This window comes from Streptomyces sp. NPDC003284 (genome assembly GCF_053589675.1).
The window spans coordinates 158,989-173,406 of the sequence record NZ_JBSFSI010000011.1; the positions used below are offsets into that span (position 1 = coordinate 158,989).

General features: G+C 73.1%; 20 protein-coding genes. 12 read left to right on the top strand and 8 right to left on the bottom strand.

Annotation, left to right across the window (positions count from 1 at the left end):
* Positions 1-215: 215 nt before the first annotated feature.
* The 3 genes from ACWDYF_RS23285 to ACWDYF_RS23295 are packed head-to-tail and all read left to right on the top strand — an operon-like array spanning position 216 to position 2,955.
* Entirely contained in the window at positions 216-1,184 is a 969-nt protein-coding gene (locus ACWDYF_RS23285) for an ABC transporter substrate-binding protein (RefSeq protein WP_381742539.1), read from the top strand.
* A 32-nt stretch (positions 1,185-1,216) separates the two neighbouring features.
* Positions 1,217-2,152 carry an amino acid ABC transporter permease gene (locus ACWDYF_RS23290; protein ID WP_381742538.1) on the top strand — a complete coding sequence of 312 codons (936 nt, stop codon included), beginning with the start codon at positions 1,217-1,219 and terminating at the stop codon, positions 2,150-2,152.
* A 50-nt stretch (positions 2,153-2,202) separates the two neighbouring features.
* Positions 2,203-2,955 carry an amino acid ABC transporter ATP-binding protein gene (locus tag ACWDYF_RS23295; RefSeq protein WP_026253153.1) on the top strand — a complete coding sequence of 251 codons (753 nt, stop codon included), beginning with the start codon at positions 2,203-2,205 and terminating at the stop codon, positions 2,953-2,955.
* Positions 2,956-3,039: 84 nt separating this feature from the next.
* Here ACWDYF_RS23295 and ACWDYF_RS23300 read toward each other — a convergent pair whose 3' ends face one another.
* Positions 3,040-3,816, bottom strand: coding sequence for a class I SAM-dependent methyltransferase (locus ACWDYF_RS23300; RefSeq protein ID WP_381742536.1), 777 nt, complete (start codon positions 3,814-3,816; stop codon positions 3,040-3,042).
* A 98-nt stretch (positions 3,817-3,914) separates the two neighbouring features.
* On the opposite strand from ACWDYF_RS23300, the gene ACWDYF_RS23305 reads away from it, so the two are divergent.
* Entirely contained in the window at positions 3,915-4,544 is a 630-nt protein-coding gene (locus ACWDYF_RS23305) for a CGNR zinc finger domain-containing protein (RefSeq protein ID WP_018571389.1), read from the top strand.
* On the opposite strand, the gene sodX is transcribed toward ACWDYF_RS23305, so the two are convergent.
* A complete protein-coding gene (gene sodX, locus ACWDYF_RS23310; RefSeq protein ID WP_018571388.1) occupies positions 4,448-4,882 on the bottom strand; it encodes a nickel-type superoxide dismutase maturation protease in 435 nt (144 codons plus the stop codon). The two genes, ACWDYF_RS23305 and sodX, sit on opposite strands and share 97 nt — an antisense overlap.
* Positions 4,883-5,027: 145 nt before the next feature.
* Here sodX and sodN point away from each other — a divergent pair, with 145 nt between their 5' ends.
* A complete protein-coding gene (gene sodN / locus ACWDYF_RS23315; RefSeq protein WP_018571387.1) occupies positions 5,028-5,423 on the top strand; it encodes a superoxide dismutase, Ni in 396 nt (131 codons plus the stop codon).
* A gap of 248 nt (positions 5,424-5,671) precedes the next feature.
* Here sodN and ACWDYF_RS23320 read toward each other — a convergent pair whose 3' ends face one another.
* From ACWDYF_RS23320 to ACWDYF_RS23330, 3 genes are read right to left on the bottom strand one after another with little or no spacing between them, the layout of a single operon-like run.
* Positions 5,672-6,055 (bottom strand): hypothetical protein, encoded by a 384-nt coding sequence (locus ACWDYF_RS23320; RefSeq protein ID WP_389466392.1) that lies wholly within the window; start codon positions 6,053-6,055, stop codon positions 5,672-5,674.
* Positions 6,055-6,693, bottom strand: coding sequence for an Asp23/Gls24 family envelope stress response protein (locus ACWDYF_RS23325; RefSeq protein ID WP_389466389.1), 639 nt, complete (start codon positions 6,691-6,693; stop codon positions 6,055-6,057). Before ACWDYF_RS23325 ends, ACWDYF_RS23320 begins: the two co-directional genes overlap by 1 nt.
* Positions 6,684-7,274 (bottom strand): RNA polymerase sigma factor, encoded by a 591-nt coding sequence (locus ACWDYF_RS23330; RefSeq protein ID WP_389466387.1) that lies wholly within the window; start codon positions 7,272-7,274, stop codon positions 6,684-6,686. The genes ACWDYF_RS23325 and ACWDYF_RS23330 overlap by 10 nt, the downstream gene beginning before the upstream one ends.
* Positions 7,275-7,434: 160 nt before the next feature.
* On the opposite strand from ACWDYF_RS23330, the gene ACWDYF_RS23335 reads away from it, so the two are divergent.
* The 6 genes from ACWDYF_RS23335 to ACWDYF_RS23360 all read left to right on the top strand — a co-directional run bounded on the left by ACWDYF_RS23335 (position 7,435) and on the right by ACWDYF_RS23360 (position 10,864).
* Positions 7,435-7,920 (top strand): Asp23/Gls24 family envelope stress response protein, encoded by a 486-nt coding sequence (locus tag ACWDYF_RS23335; protein ID WP_018571370.1) that lies wholly within the window; start codon positions 7,435-7,437, stop codon positions 7,918-7,920.
* An 82-nt stretch (positions 7,921-8,002) separates the two neighbouring features.
* Positions 8,003-8,173 (top strand): hypothetical protein, encoded by a 171-nt coding sequence (locus tag ACWDYF_RS23340; protein WP_159393111.1) that lies wholly within the window; start codon positions 8,003-8,005, stop codon positions 8,171-8,173.
* Positions 8,170-8,577, top strand: coding sequence for an Asp23/Gls24 family envelope stress response protein (locus tag ACWDYF_RS23345; RefSeq protein ID WP_389466384.1), 408 nt, complete (start codon positions 8,170-8,172; stop codon positions 8,575-8,577). Before ACWDYF_RS23340 ends, ACWDYF_RS23345 begins: the two co-directional genes overlap by 4 nt.
* Before the next feature lie 58 nt (positions 8,578-8,635).
* Positions 8,636-9,340 (top strand): DUF6286 domain-containing protein, encoded by a 705-nt coding sequence (locus ACWDYF_RS23350; RefSeq protein WP_389466381.1) that lies wholly within the window; start codon positions 8,636-8,638, stop codon positions 9,338-9,340.
* An 88-nt stretch (positions 9,341-9,428) separates the two neighbouring features.
* Entirely contained in the window at positions 9,429-10,037 is a 609-nt protein-coding gene (locus tag ACWDYF_RS23355) for an alkaline shock response membrane anchor protein AmaP (protein WP_018571366.1), read from the top strand.
* 83 nt (positions 10,038-10,120) lie between these two features.
* Entirely contained in the window at positions 10,121-10,864 is a 744-nt protein-coding gene (locus ACWDYF_RS23360; protein ID WP_389466378.1) for a VOC family protein, read from the top strand.
* A 9-nt stretch (positions 10,865-10,873) separates the two neighbouring features.
* Here the strand turns inward: ACWDYF_RS23360 and ACWDYF_RS23365 are convergent, their stop codons facing one another.
* On the bottom strand, positions 10,874-11,455 hold the full coding sequence (locus ACWDYF_RS23365; protein ID WP_389466375.1) for a dihydrofolate reductase family protein: 582 nt from the start codon (positions 11,453-11,455) through the stop codon (positions 10,874-10,876).
* A gap of 125 nt (positions 11,456-11,580) precedes the next feature.
* On the opposite strand from ACWDYF_RS23365, the gene ACWDYF_RS23370 reads away from it, so the two are divergent.
* Entirely contained in the window at positions 11,581-12,180 is a 600-nt protein-coding gene (locus ACWDYF_RS23370) for a TetR/AcrR family transcriptional regulator (protein WP_389466372.1), read from the top strand.
* On the opposite strand, the gene ACWDYF_RS23375 is transcribed toward ACWDYF_RS23370, so the two are convergent.
* Complete coding sequence (locus ACWDYF_RS23375) at positions 12,177-12,908, bottom strand: GNAT family N-acetyltransferase (RefSeq protein ID WP_389466369.1); 732 nt, start codon at positions 12,906-12,908, stop codon at positions 12,177-12,179. The two genes, ACWDYF_RS23370 and ACWDYF_RS23375, sit on opposite strands and share 4 nt — an antisense overlap.
* 188 nt (positions 12,909-13,096) lie before the next feature.
* Positions 13,097-14,272, bottom strand: coding sequence for a family 2 encapsulin nanocompartment cargo protein polyprenyl transferase (locus ACWDYF_RS23380; RefSeq protein WP_389466366.1), 1,176 nt, complete (start codon positions 14,270-14,272; stop codon positions 13,097-13,099).
* Between the last annotated feature and the right edge of the window lie 146 nt (positions 14,273-14,418).

The window sequence follows — 14,418 nt, forward strand, 5'->3', positions numbered from 1 at the left end:
CGGCCGGAAGAAGTCATTCCCGTCGAAGGTCCGGTCCAGCGGATCGGCCGGTCGGGCTCCGCGGATCACCCGTTATCCGATTTTGACATCGGGATTGCCCTGAACGGCGCAGTCCGAATGGCAAGATGCGTCAATCACACGAGGTCGCGACACCCGAAGGTGTGTGTTCTCGTCGACCCATCGGCATCTCCACCCATCCGCCGGAGGAACCCACCATGACCGCACGCTCCACCCGTCGTACGACCGCCGCGCACTCCCGTCTGGCCGCGGCGGGCGCGATCGCGGTCGCAGGCGCCCTGCTGCTCACCGGCTGCGGTGACCAGACCAAGGACAAGGACAAGGACACGTCCTCGGGGAACTCCTCCTCCGCGAACTCCGCGCCGCTCGCCGCCAAGCTCCCGGCGGCGATCCGCGACAAGGGTGTCGTCAAGGTCGGTTCGGACATCGCCTACGCGCCGGTCGAGTTCAAGGACAAGTCCGGCACGGTCGTCGGGCTCGACCCCGATGTCGCCGCGGCGCTCGGCAAGCAGCTCGGCGTGACCTTCCAGTTCGAGAACGGCACCTTCGACGCCCTGCTCACCGGCATCCGCTCCAGCCGCTACGACATCGCGATGTCGGCGATGACGGACAACAAGAGCCGCCAGGACGGTGTCGACCCGACCACGGGCAAGAAGGTCGGCGAAGGGGTCGACTTCGTCGACTACCTGACCGCCGGTGTCTCCATCTACACGCGTAAGGGCGACACGGAGAACATCACCTCCTGGTCCGACCTGTGCGGCAAGAAGATCGCGCTGGAGCGCGGCACCGTCTCGCAGGACCTCGCCAAGGCCGAGGCGAAGAAGTGTCCGAGCGGCAAGAAGCTCACCATCGAGGCGTTCGACGACGACCAGCAGGCCCAGACCCGCCTGCGCTCGGGCGGCGTGGACGCGGCCTCCTCCGACTTCCCGGTCGCCGCGTACGCGGTGAAGACCTCCGGCGGCGGCAAGGACTTCCAGGTCGTCGGCGAGCAGGTCGAGGCGGCCCCGTACGGCATCGCCGTCGGCAAGAGCAACACCCAGCTGCGCGACGCCCTCCAGGCCGCGATGAACGCGATCATCAAGAGCGGCGAGTACCAGAAGATCCTGGAGAAGTGGGGCGCCCAGGACGGCGCCGTCAAGGAGTCCGTCGTCAACGGCGGCAAGTGACCGCGCCGAGCGGCCGCTGAGAGGCGACATCCGTGACTGCTGACATCGACAAGACGGCCGGGCCCGGCGACGCGCCCGCCACCGGCCCCCAGCCCGTCAAGGCCATCCCCGTCCGGCACTACGGGCGCTACGTCACCGCGCTCGTCGCGATCGCCGCCCTGGCGGCGATCATCTACGCGTTCGGCCAGGGCAAGATCAACTGGCACGCCGTGCCGGACTACTTCTTCGACGACCGGATCACCACCGGCGTCGGCAAGACCCTCCTGCTGACGGTCCTGTCGATGCTCATCGGCATCGTCGGCGGCATCGTGCTCGCGGTGATGCGCCTGTCCAAGAACCCGGTGACCTCGGCGATCGCCTGGTTCTACATCTGGTTCTTCCGCGGCACCCCGGTCCTGGTCCAGCTGTTCCTCTGGTTCAACCTCGGCCTGGTCTTCGAGTACGTCAACCTGATGCCGTTCTACAAGGACTACTGGTCGAACTTCATGACGCCGCTGCTGACGGCGCTGCTCGGCCTGGGTCTGAACGAGGCGGCGTACATGGCGGAGATCTGCCGCGCCGGTCTGCTCGCCGTCGACGAGGGCCAGACCGAGGCCGCCCACGCGCTGGGCATGAGCCACGGCAAGACCCTGCGGCGCATCATCATCCCGCAGGCGATGCGGGTGATCGTGCCGCCGACCGGCAACGAGGTCATCAACATGCTGAAGACGACCTCCCTGGTGGCGGCCGTCCAGTATCCGGAGCTGTTCCGCTACGCCCAGGACATCGGACAGGTCTCCGGCGCCCCGGTGGAGATGTACTTCCTCGCCGCGGCCTGGTACCTGATCATGACCTCGGTGCTGAGCGTGGGCCAGTACTACATCGAGCGGTACTACGCCCGCGGCTCCAGCCGCAGCCTGCCGGCCACGCCCTGGCAGAAGGTCCGAGCACATCTGACGTCCTTCTCCAGCAGGAAGGTCACGGCATGACCGACAAGCTCACCAAGCAGGACCTCGCCGCGCCCGGCACCGGCGTGGCGATGGTGAAGGCCGAGGGCGTGCACAAGTCCTTCGGCCAGGTCGAGGTGCTCAAGGGCATCGACCTGGAGGTCAGGGCGGGCGAGGTGTTCTGCCTCATCGGCCCCTCCGGCTCCGGCAAGTCGACGTTCCTGCGCTGCATCAACCACCTGGAGAAGATCAACGCGGGCCGGCTCTGGGTCGACGGCGAGCTGGTCGGCTACCGCCAGCACGGCGACAAGCTCTACGAGCTGCGCGACCGCGAGGTCGCCATGAAGCGCCGCGACATCGGCATGGTCTTCCAGCGCTTCAACCTGTTCCCGCACATGACCGCCCTGGAGAACGTCATCGAGGCGCCGGTCCAGGTCAGGGGCGTGAACCGGGGTGAGGCCCGGGACCGTGCGGTGCAGCTGCTGGAGCGGGTGGGCCTGGCCGACCGCGCGGGGCACTACCCCTCGCAGCTCTCCGGCGGCCAGCAGCAGCGCGTGGCCATCGCCCGCGCGCTGGCCATGGACCCCAAGCTGATGCTGTTCGACGAGCCGACCTCGGCGCTCGACCCCGAGCTGGTCGGCGACGTCCTCGACGTCATGCGCGACCTCGCCGAGTCCGGGATGACGATGGTCGTCGTCACCCACGAGATGGGCTTCGCCCGCGAGGTCGGCGACAGCCTGGTCTTCATGGACGAGGGCGTGGTGGTCGAGTCCGGGCACCCGCGCGAGGTGCTGACCGACCCGCAGCACGAGCGCACGCGCTCGTTCCTGTCGAAGGTGCTGTAGCCCCGCCGTACGGCGCACATGTGTGAGGGGCGGTACGGGTTCGTCCCGTACCGCCCCTCACACATGTGCGCGCCGCGGCCCGCGCTACTTCAGGGCCAGCAGCAGGGTGTCCGACGGCGAGCACCACACCGGGCGGGCCTCGGCGAAGCCCTTCTCGCGCAGCACGCGCGCGTGCCAGGCGGCGGAGGGCATGTCGCCGTCGGCGTGCTCCCCGTAGATCTCGAAGCGGCGGGCGGTCGGCCCGGCCAGCACCGGGTCCTTGGCGGCCACCTGCCACCAGGCGGCCCAGTCCAGGGCGCCCTCCTCCTTGGCGCGTTCCATGCGCTCGTGGCGCTGGGCGCGCTCGGCCGCGTTGATCCGGGGCGTCGACTCGTCGATCATGTGGTCCGCGTTCATGAAGACACCACCGTCGCGGACGAGTCCCGCGACCTGACCGTAGAGGGCGGCGAGGGGTTCGCTGTGCAGCCAGTGCAGGGCCGTGGCGGTCAGTACGGCGTCGTAGGAGCCGTACGGCAGCTTCGCCGTCCAGTCGGGGTCCTTCAGATCGGCGGTCACCAAGGAGACCCGCTCGTCACCCGCGAAGGTGCCCTCGGCGATGGCCAGGAGCGCCGGGTCGAGGTCGACGCCCGTGCTGGTGGCCGCCGGGAAGCGGTCGAGCAGGCGGGCGGTGATGGTGCCGGTGCCGCAGGCCAGGTCCAGGACCCGCGGCGCGGCGCCGACCAGGGCCTCCACCATGTCGAGCATGATGCGGAAGCGGTCCTCCCGGTCGGGCATGTACCACTCCTGCTGCCGGTCCCAGCTCTCCTGCCAGGCCCGCCAGTCGGTGCCCGCCGCCGTGACGTCCGTGCCCGTGCCGGTCATCGCCGTCTCCCTCACTCAGGTCGCGTAATACCCTGGAACCACGACCGGCTGTTACCGACCGCACCCACGACCATAGAGCGCCCCGGTAAGGACTACAAGTGGAACTGGCCTATTACTCGGACTACGCCGTACGTCTCGTCAACAGCGAGGAACCGGGGCGCGGCAAGGACGTCCTGACCTCGGTGGAGGCGGTCCGCGACCTGTTCGGCGCCAACGGCTCGGCGGCCCGGCGCGCCACCGAGGCCGACGTCACCCGCTTCCGCTCGGTCCGGGGGCGGCTGCGGTCGGTCTTCGAGGCGGCCGACCAGGGCGACGAGACGCTGGCGGTGGCCCTGCTGAACTCACTGCTGCTGGAGTTCCCGGTGAGCCCGCAGATCTCCGGGCACGACCACCGCGACGAGGACGGCCGGCCGCTGTGGCACATGCACCTGGCCGACCACCCGTCCAACGCCACCGCCGGCTACGCGGCGATCGCGGCCATGGGCCTGGCCTTCCACCTCACCGAGTACGGCGTGGACCGCCTCGGCCTGTGCGAGGCCGCGCCCTGCCGCAACGCCTATCTGGACACCTCGACCAACCGCTCCCGCCGCTACTGCTCCGACCGCTGCGCCACCCGCGCCAACGTGGCCGCCTACCGGGCCCGCAAGCGCCTGGAGGCCGACCGGTCGGCGAGCACGGGCCTGACCGCCGACAGCGCCCAGCGCACCAGCGCCAGCGGCGAGCGCTGACCCTCCCGGCGCGGCCGGTAGCGCAGCCACACCCTGCCCAGCACCAGGTCCTCCGGCACCGTGCCGTAGTCGGTGCTGTCCCCGCCCGCGTACGCGTTGTCGCCCAGCACCCACCAGCCGCCCTCGCGGCGCTCCGCCGCCCGCTTGACGACGAGCAGGTCCTGCTGGAACGGATGGCGCAGCACGATCACCTCCCCCGCGCGGACCCGGGCCCCGTACTGCACCACCAGCCGGTCCCCGTGGTGCAGCGTGGGCACCATGGACGGACCGGTCACCTCGGCCAGCCCGAAGGGCAGCACAGCGCCTCCGCGCTCGGTCTCCTGCAACAGCTCCGGCATCCCCGGCACCTCCCCGGTCCGTTCCTCCACCAGTCCCAGTCTGACCCTGGACTTTTGTCCTAAGCCCCTGGGGGCACCCGCGAAAACAGGCTTTGCAGGGAGTAATGTCCCCCCTGAGAAGACGATCACGAGGAAGGAATGCTCCATGCTTTCCCGCCTGTTTGCCCCCAAGGTCAAGGTCAGCGCGCACTGCGACCTGCCCTGCGGTGTGTACGACCCCGCCCAGGCCCGCATCGAGGCGGAGTCGGTGAAGGCCGTCCAGGAGAAGATGGCCGGCAACGACGACCCGCACTACCAGGCCCGCGCCACGGTCATCAAGGAGCAGCGCGCCGAGCTGGCCAAGCACCACGTCTCCGTGCTCTGGAGCGACTACTTCAAGGCCCCGCACTTCGAGAAGTACCCCGAACTGCACCAGCTGGTCAACGACACGCTGAAGGCCCTCTCCGCCGCCAAGGCCTCCACCGACCCGGCGACGGGCCAGAAGGCGCTGGACCACATCGCCCAGATCGACAAGATCTTCTGGGAGACGAAGAAGGCCTGAGCTTCGCTTGAGCCTTCCGACCTGCGGTTTCGCTGAACGCAGAGTCTCCTGCCCGCACCCGGACCGCAGGCCGCCGACAACGGCGGCCGTGCCGGTCCGGGTGCGGTCTTTTCCGCCCGGCGCCTGCCCCGATCCCTTCCCCGGCCCCCGCGGCTCCGGCCCCGGCCTTGATGGTTCCGGCCCCGGCCTTCATGGCTCCGGCCCCGGCCCCGGCCATGATGGCTCCGGACGCGGACGCGGCGTCGCGCTCACGCCGCGTCGGGCCGCCGCCCGGCGACACGGGTCACGACGACCTCGACGGTGACCGGCTCCACGGCGCCGAGCGCGGTGAGGTGCGCGGCGGTGGCGGCCGCCACCCGGTCGTGGACGTCCTGGGCGACGTCCAGCGCCCGCCGTCCCCCGGACAGGACGCAGCGCACCTCGATGTGCCACCCCGTACCGTCCGGCGCCCGGTCGGCCCGGACGGCCGCCTCGGGCGGTACCCGTCGCGGGGTGGCGTCCGGGCGGGCGGGCGCGGCGGCTGCCGCGAGACGGCGGGTGAGCCGGGGGTCCAGGGCCGCCACGCCGGGCACCGCGAGGGCCGCCCCGGACGCGACGCCGGGCAGCGCCGTGGCCGCGGGGACGACGGCCATCACGCGCCGCCGCCGGTCACGGGGCCGGACTCCGGGGGCTGTTCCGGTTCCAGGACGCCGGTCACGGTGATGTCGACGGCCGTCACGGCGAGGCCCAGATCGTGCCGGGCCGAGTGGAGGACGGACCGGCGCACCTGGTGGACCCGGTCGGGCAGCGGGCGGTCGAGCGCGGCCGCCAGGGTCAGGGTGACGCGGACGTCCGCGCCCTCCCCCTCGGGCCGGAGCCGGCAGGCCGCCGCCCTGGCGCCGGGCACCGTGTCCGCGGCCTCGCGCAGGACCCTCGCCGCGGCGCTCTCGGCGATCCGCAGATCCCGTTCCGGGTCGGCCAGGGGCAGCAGCCGTCCGAGCCGCACCTCCGCCCTGACGACGTCCATGACGCGCTCGGTGAGCGCCCGGAGGGCGGAGGCGTCCCCGGTGGCGCACAGCGCCCGGGTGGCCTCGGTCAGCGCCGCCAGCCCCTCGACGGCCTCACGGCAGTACGGACAGGAGGCGGTGTGCGGGTCCGCGCCCGCGTCGCGCGCCCGCTCCCACACCTCGCTGAGCAGGCGGCCGCAGGGCAGCACCTCGTCGCCCTCGAACGGGGACCCGTCGGCTCCGGGCGGTCCGGAAGGCCGTGCGTGCGGAGCGTCTAGCGCCATGGGCCCATCGCCTCCTGAAGGGAACGGCGGGCCCGGAACAGCCGTCCGCGCGCCGTCTGTTCGCTGGTTCGCGTCACGTGGGCGATCTCCTTGTAGGACAGGCCCTGCACCTCCCGGAGGATCCAGCACAGCCGCTGCCCGGCGTCCAGTTCGGCGAGCGCGCGGGACAGGGCGGCGGTGGCCGCGTCCTGCTCGGCGGACCGGGCGGGCTGGCTCCAGGCGTCGCCCGCCGCAGGCTCGACGACGGCGTCCAGGGACAGGGACGGCGGTCTGCGCCGCCGCATGGTGAGGCAGCGGTTGACGGTGATCCGGTACATCCAGGTACGGAACTCCGCGCCGTGCCGGTACTCCGGCAGCCGCCGCCAGGCGCTGACGAAGGCGTCCTGGACGGCGTCCTCGGCGTCCTGGGGGTTGCCGAGCATGCAGCGGGCCAGGGCGAGCAGGGACGAGCCGTGCCGCCGGACGAGGGCGGCGAAGGAGTCGTCGTCCCCCTCTGCCGCCCGGACGGCCAGCAGCCCGTCCGGCAGGTCACCTCCCCACAGGCCGCCTTCCGGCGGTGGGGACACAGTGCGTTCGATCATGGCGTTCCCGTACGAAGACTCGGACCACCGCCGCGTACCCGGAGAACGGCCTGTGATGCACGTCACACCCCTCCGCGTGTGAGAGATGACCCGCCCGATATGTCCAACCTTGCGAGGGGCACCAACACCGGTGTCCGACCGACCGATCGAGGCGACCGCCATGACGGACAACATCACCAGCGTCGGCGGGGGCAGCCGGCCCGAGGCGGGTGTGAGCGCGCTCAAGGGCCGCACCGGGGCCGGGGCACCGGCCGAGACACGGGGGAAGACCACCATCGCGGACGGCGTGGTGGCGAAGATCGCGGGCATGGCCACCCGCGAGTCGCCGGGCATCCACAGCCTGGGCGCGGGAATGGCCCGCGCCCTCGGCGCCGTGCGGGAGCGGGTACCCGGCGGAGGCGGAGGCGGCATCACGCGAGGAGTGAAGGTCGAGGTCGGCGAGCGCCAGGCCGCGGTGGACCTCGATGTCGTCGTCGAGTACGGCGTCTCCATCGTCGACGTCGCCGGCGGCGCCCGCGCCAATGTCATCAGCGCCGTGGAACGGATGACCGGACTGGAGGTCGTCGAGGTGAACATCACCGTCGACGACGTCCACCTCCCCGACGAGGAGGACGAGGACCAGCCGGACGAGGGCCGCGTGCGGTGAGCCCCCGCCACGCCCCGGAGGCTGAGCGGGGATGAGCGGGTGACCGGGGACAGCCACCTACGTTCGTGAGACGGGTGAGTGCATGATGAACGCGGCAACGACAGGCCTCGTGGCGGGCATGGCGCTGGGCTTCGCCGGGTACTTCGGCGGCTTCTGGGCGTTTCTGCTGGTACTGGTCCTGGGCGCGGTGGGGCTGGTCGTCGGCCTCGCCGTACAGGGCGACCTCGACGTCCGGACCCGGAGGCCGCGGTGAGGACCCGGCCCGGTCCGCCCCGTGAGGGGCCGGGCGCACCGGCTCCGCCCGCGGGCCTGCCGCCCCCGGCCGAGCGGGGCGCCACCGTCATCCCGGACAGGGTGGTCGAGCGCATCGCCGCGCAGGCCGCGCGGACGGCCCAGGCCGGACGTGCCGCCGTACCGCCGGAGCGGGGCGGGGCGACGGCGCCCAGCGCCTCCGCCGCCGTCCGTACCGGATCGGTGCGCCTGCATCTGGCCCTCGACCTGCCCTATCCCACCGACCTCCCCCGAGTCTGCGAGCGGATCCGGCAGGACGTCGCCGAGCAGGTGGCCACGCTGACCGGCCTGCGGGTGGGCGAGGTGACCCTCACCGTCCGGCGGCTGGTGACGGCCGCCGGAGCGGGCCGGGGGCGGGTCCGGTGAACGGCCGGGCGACGACCCCGCGCACCGGGTGTGCCGGGCGGGAAGGTGTGGTGATCCGATGACATCCGAACCCGGCCTTCCGGGCCGCTCCGCTCCGTCGGCGAAGGAGTCCGCGGTGGAGGAGTCCGCGGCAGTGGAGTCCGCGGCGAAGAAAGCCCCTCCGCCCGGTCGTGACGTGCCCGGTCGTGAGCCCGGGTACGGGGACGGCGGCAGCGGGCACCGGACCCGGCGGCCGTGGTCCGCGCGCCGCGTCCCGGCGGCCGTGGTCGCCCTGGTGCTGCTCGTGGCGGCGGTCGCGGCACTGGTCGACGTGGTGGCCGTACGGGCGGGGCGTCCGGCGGCGGCCTGGCGGCGGCACCTGACCGACCAACTGGCCACCCGCCCGGTGGACGACGTGTGGATGCTCACGGGAGCCGCCGTGGCCGCCGCCCTCGGGGTCTGGCTGATCCTCCTGGCCCTCACCCCCGGCCTGCGCCACTGGCTGCCCCTGCGTTCGCCCGCCGACTGCCCCTGGCTGCGGGCCTCCCTGGACCGCGACGGGGCCGCCGGCCTGCTGCGCGACGCCGCGCTGCGGGTGCCCGGGGTCGGCGCGGCGCGCGTCCGGGTCCGCCGCCACCGCGTCAGAGCCCGCGCGGACGTCCGCTTCCGCGATTCCCGGCAGGTGAAGGACGACCTCACCGCGGTCCTCGACGAGGAATGCGGCCGCCTGGCCCTCGCCCGCCCGCCCCGCCTCGTCGTACGCGTACGACGGCGCACCCACTGACCGGAACCCGCACCGACGGACCGCAATCCCGCACCCACTGACCCGAACCCGCACCCACCGGAGACCCGCAGCACCGGGAGCCCGAACCATGACGCCGAGATCCGTACTCAACCGCAGTCTGCTGGCCCTCGCCGGACTGGTCCTGCTCGGCGGCGGACTGCTGGTCCTCTTCGCCGGGCTCGACGTCTACCGGCCGCACGATCTGGTCCCGCCCGGCGGCTGGCCCCTGACGGCCCCCGGTGACGTACTGCTCGGCTCCGCCGACCGGAAGCGCTGGAGCAGCCAGGGCTGGTGGTGGTGGCCCGCGGTCATCGCCGCCCTCGCGCTCGCCTTCCTGCTCGCCCTGTGGTGGCTGCTCACCCAGCTGAGCCGCCGCCGCCCCGGCACCCTGCCCGTCGGCGGCACACCCCCGCAGGAGGGCGTCGAACTGCGCGACAGCGCACTCGCCGACGCGGTCGCGGCCGAGACCGGCGCCCTGCCGGGGGTCGACGGGGCGACCGTACGCATCACCGGCCGGGCCGCCCGCCACCGCACGCGCATCGGGCTCACCCTCACCCCGGAGGGCTCGCCCGGCGCCGCACTGGGTGCCCTCTGCGAAGGACCGCTCCGTACCGCGCACCGGTCCACCGGCGCCCCGCCGACACCCACCGAGGTCCGCATGCGCGTCGTCCGCCACCGGCCGCACCGCGTGGACTGAACGGTCCGGCGGTCCGGCGGTCCGGCGGTCCGGCCCCGGGCACCGGCCCGTGGTGGAACCGGGGTACTCGTACCATCGGCCCCATGGAGATCCGCTGGACGTACGCCTTCGTCGACCGGCCCGTGGAGAGTTTCGGGCGGGCCCTGGAGTTCTGGGCCGCCGTCACGGACAGCCGCGTGTCGCAAGTGCGGGGCGGGAACGGAGAGTTCGCCACGCTGGTGCCGGGGAGCGGGGACGCCTGCGGGAAGGTGCAGGCGGCCGGTTCCGGGGACGGTGGCGCGCATCTGGATCTGGCGGTCGACGATGTGCCGGGGCTGGCGGCGGCGGCCGTACGGCTCGGGGGCGCGGTGGCCGCCGAGCACGAGGGATGGGCCGTACTGCGGTCACCGGCGGGGCTGTTGTTCTGCGCGGTGCCCTGGGCCGGGGAGTCGGTGCGTCCGCCCGTCGCGCACGGCAGCCGGCTGGACCAGGTGTGCCTGGATGTGCCGCCGTCCGCCTTCGGCGCGGAGACCGCCTTCTGGAGCGGGCTGCTGCCGGGCTGGACGTCGCGGCCCGGCGCACTGCCCGAGTTCCATGCGCTCGTGCCGCCGGCCGGTCTTCCGGTGCGGATCCTGCTCCAGCGCCTGGACGAGGAACGGGCGGCCGCCGCCCATCCGGACCTGGCCTGCGCGGACATCGCCGCCACCCGCGCCCGGCACGAGGATCTGGGCGCGACCCGGGTGGCCGACCACCCGCACTGGACGGTCATGCGCGACCCGGCCGGCGGCCTGTACTGCCTGACCGGCCGGGACCCGGAGACGGGCGGCCTGCCCCGGGCGGCGTCGTAGGGCGGCCCCTCACGTCCTCCGGTACGTCCGTACCAGCACCCCGCTGGCGAAGACGCGCACCTCGTCGAGGGTGAACGGGGCGACGGAGAAGTCCGACGCGAACATCGGCAGACCCGACCCGAGGACGACCGGGTAGGTCTTGACGACGATCTCGTCGATCTCGTCGGCCAGTTCCCCGGCGAGCCGCGACCCGCCGCACAGACAGATGCCGAACTCGCTCTCCTCCGCCTTCAGTTCGCGCACCCGCTGCACCAGGCCGGTGGAGATGATCTCCACGTCCGGGTCGGGCGACCGCCCCAGGGTGCGCGAGGCGACGTACTGGCGCAGATGGGCGTACGGGCTGGTGACGCCCTCCTTGAGGGCGAGGTCGTAGCTGACCCGGCCCTGGATCAGCGTGTCGAAGCGCTTGTTCTCCAGGTGGTCGATGCCCAGCGCCCGGCGGCCCTGGGTGGCCGCCGTCTCCGGGTACTCCTCCGCCAGGAAGCCGAGGAATTCCTGGTCGAGGTAGGCGAAGAACATCTGCGCGTCGCCGTCCGGGGCCCCGATGAAGCCGTCGATCGAGCAGGCGATGAAGTAGGTGAGCTTTCGCAATCCGGACTCTTTCCGTAGGCTGCGCGGCGAACCACTGCGCTTGTAGTGCTTCAGTTGTAGTACTTCATGCGTAGTGGTTGCAAGAGATCGCGACACCATCAGGCAAGTGAGAGAAGGGGTTCCGTATGGCCGGGAATCCGGAGCGGCGGGCGGCGCTGGTCGACGCGGGGGTCGAGGTGCTCGCACGCGAAGGCGCCCGAGGGCTGACGTTCCGCGCGGTCGACGCCGAAGCGGGGGTGCCGGTGGGCACCGCGTCCAACTACTTCACCGGCCGCGACGACCTGCTGCGCCAGATCGACGCCCGGCTGCACATCCGTCTGGCGCCCGACCCGGAGGTGGTCGCCGGTCTGATGAACCGCCCCAGGGACCGCGCCCTGGTCACCGCGTTCATGCACGACCTGCTGCACCGCGCGACCCGGGACCGCAGCGGCTATCTGGGGCTGCTGGAGATGCGCCTCGAAGCCACCCGGCGCCCGGCACTGCGCGCCTCCTACACCCGGTCGGTCCGCGGTGATCTGGAGCAGGCCCTGGAGTTCCACCGGGCGGCCGCGCTGCCCGGCGGCGACGAGGCCGTGACCGTGCTCTACCTCGCCATGCTCGGCCTGCTCCTCGAACACCTGACCCTGCCGGGCGTCCTGGACGGCGTGCTGCCCGGAGTGAGCGTGCCCGACGGCCTGGTGGACCGCGTCGTCGCGGCTCTCGTACCGGAGACCGAAGAGGCTTAGCGCTTTTCGGCGGTCCAGGCACCGGTGCCGGGTTCGCGCCACATCGGCCACATCCGCGGGCCGTCCGGCAGGTCGACCGTGGTGCCGGTGTACGCGAATCCCAGGCGTTCGTAGAGCCTGGTGCTGCGCGGACTGCTGGCCTCCAGATAGGCGGGCAGGCCCTCGCGGTCGCAGCGGTCCAGGACGTGCCGGACGAGCGCGCCGCCCAGGCCCGCGCCCTGCCGGTCCGGGGCGACGGCGACCATCCAGAGGTACTCGTGGGCCCGGCCCACAGGGTGCGTCGCGTCCAGGAGCCGGACGATCTCCTCCACCCTCGGGTTCGCCGGGTCGACCGTCTCGCGCATCCACACCGCCGGGTCGGCCGGTTCCCCGCCGCGACCGCCAGGACCGGCAGGACCGTCTGGACCGCCTGGACCGGCAGGACCGCTGGGATCCGCAGAACCGGCGGGATCCGCGGAACCGGCGGGATCAGCGGACCCGTGAGCGTCGTCGGACGCGGGCATCGACAGCCACAGCGCGCAGGCCGCGCCGTCCTCGGTCAGGTCGATACGGCCGTCGGCGAGCACCACGTCCGTGAAGGCGCCCATCAGCCGGTGGTGGGTCCGGCGGCGGTACTCCGCGTCCGGGAAGACCCAGCTGCTCACGGGGTCGTCCCGGAAGGACTCGTCCAGCAGCCGCACGACCAGTTCCCGGTCGTCTTCCCCGGCCGCCCGGATCGCCACGCCCATCGTCCGCCCCTCACCTCGACAAGCAGTGCCGGTACGGGCGTTGAGCGTACCGGGCGGCAGCCGGGGCGGTGCGGGGCGGGTCCCGCACACCGTGGGGCAGTGCGGGACCCGCCGGACCGGAGCCCCGGCAGCCGTACGGGGTCAGGAACCGTACGGCTGCCCGGGGCTCCGGAACCTGAGCGCGCGCCTCAGCTGGTACGACGGGTCACGAACTCGGCCAGCGCCAGCAGACCTTCCGCGTCGGCGGGGTCCGGGACGGCACGGGAGAGTTCCTGGACGGCCTGGGCCATCCGGTCGGCCGCCTGGGACTGGGCCCAGTCCCGGCCGCCGGCCCGCTCCACCGCCAGCGCGGCGCGCTCCTCCTCTCCTTCCTGGTGGGGCCGGGCGTACAGCTCGGCCAGCTCGCGGGCGGCCGGGGTGCCGGAGGTGAGCGCGGCGACCACGGGCAGCGACTTCTTGCGGGCGGCGAGGTCGGCACCGGCCGGTTTGCCCGTGCGGCCGGGGTCACCCCATATGCCGATCACGTCGTCGATGAGCTGGAACGCCAGCCCCGCCTGTCTGCCGAACGCGTCCAGCGCCTCCACCTCCTCCTCGGCCGCTCCCGCGTACAGCGCTCCGGCGGCGCAGGCGCAGCCGATCAGCGCTCCCGTCTTGGCCTCGGCCATGGCGAGCACCTCGGGCAGCGTCACCTCGCCGGGCGGCCGCCGCTCCAGTGCGCTGTCCGCCTGCTGGCCCGCGCACAGTTCGACGACGCAGGACGCGAGCCGGGCGGCGACCGCGCGGGAGGCCGGATGCGGGTCCTCGGCGAGCATCCCCAGGGCCAGTGCCTGGAGGGCGTCCCCGGCGAGGATGGCATCGGTGTCGCCGAACACCGTCCAGGCCGTGGGCCGGTGGCGGCGGGTGGTGTCCCGGTCCATCACGTCGTCGTGCAGCAGCGTGAAGTTGTGGACCAGTTCCACCGCCGCCGCGGCCCGCGCGGCGCTCGCGCGCGCCCGCGGGCCGCCGAGTGCCTCGGCCGCGGTGAGGACCAGTGCCGGGCGGATCGCCTTGCCCGCGTGCCCGGCGGCCGGGGTGCCGTCCGCGTGCTCCCAGCCGAAGTGGTAGCTGGCGACGCGGCACATCGAGGCGGGCAACGAGGCGACCGCCGCACGCAGTTCGGGATCGAACGACGTCCGCGCCCGCTCCAGGATCACCGCCGCGTCCTGTCCGTCGGGCGCGCCCTCGGGGCCCTCGCCCTCGCCCTCGTCGGCACCGGCGGGCCGCGGCAGCGCCTCCACGGAGGCCGCCCCCGTCTGCCGCGCCGTCGCCCCGCCATGGCGGGCACCCGGCGGGCGCGGTGTCGTCCCCGTCATGAACTCGGCCATCCGCTCCCCCTCGGTGAGTCCGCGAACCGTGGCGTCGACGAGTCCGCGAACCGTGGCGTCTGCGCGTCCGGCGCCGGGCGTCCGCCCGGGTACCGGCCGGGGTGTACTACCCGGGCCCGCGGGCGCGGACACCGCGAGCCGGTGAA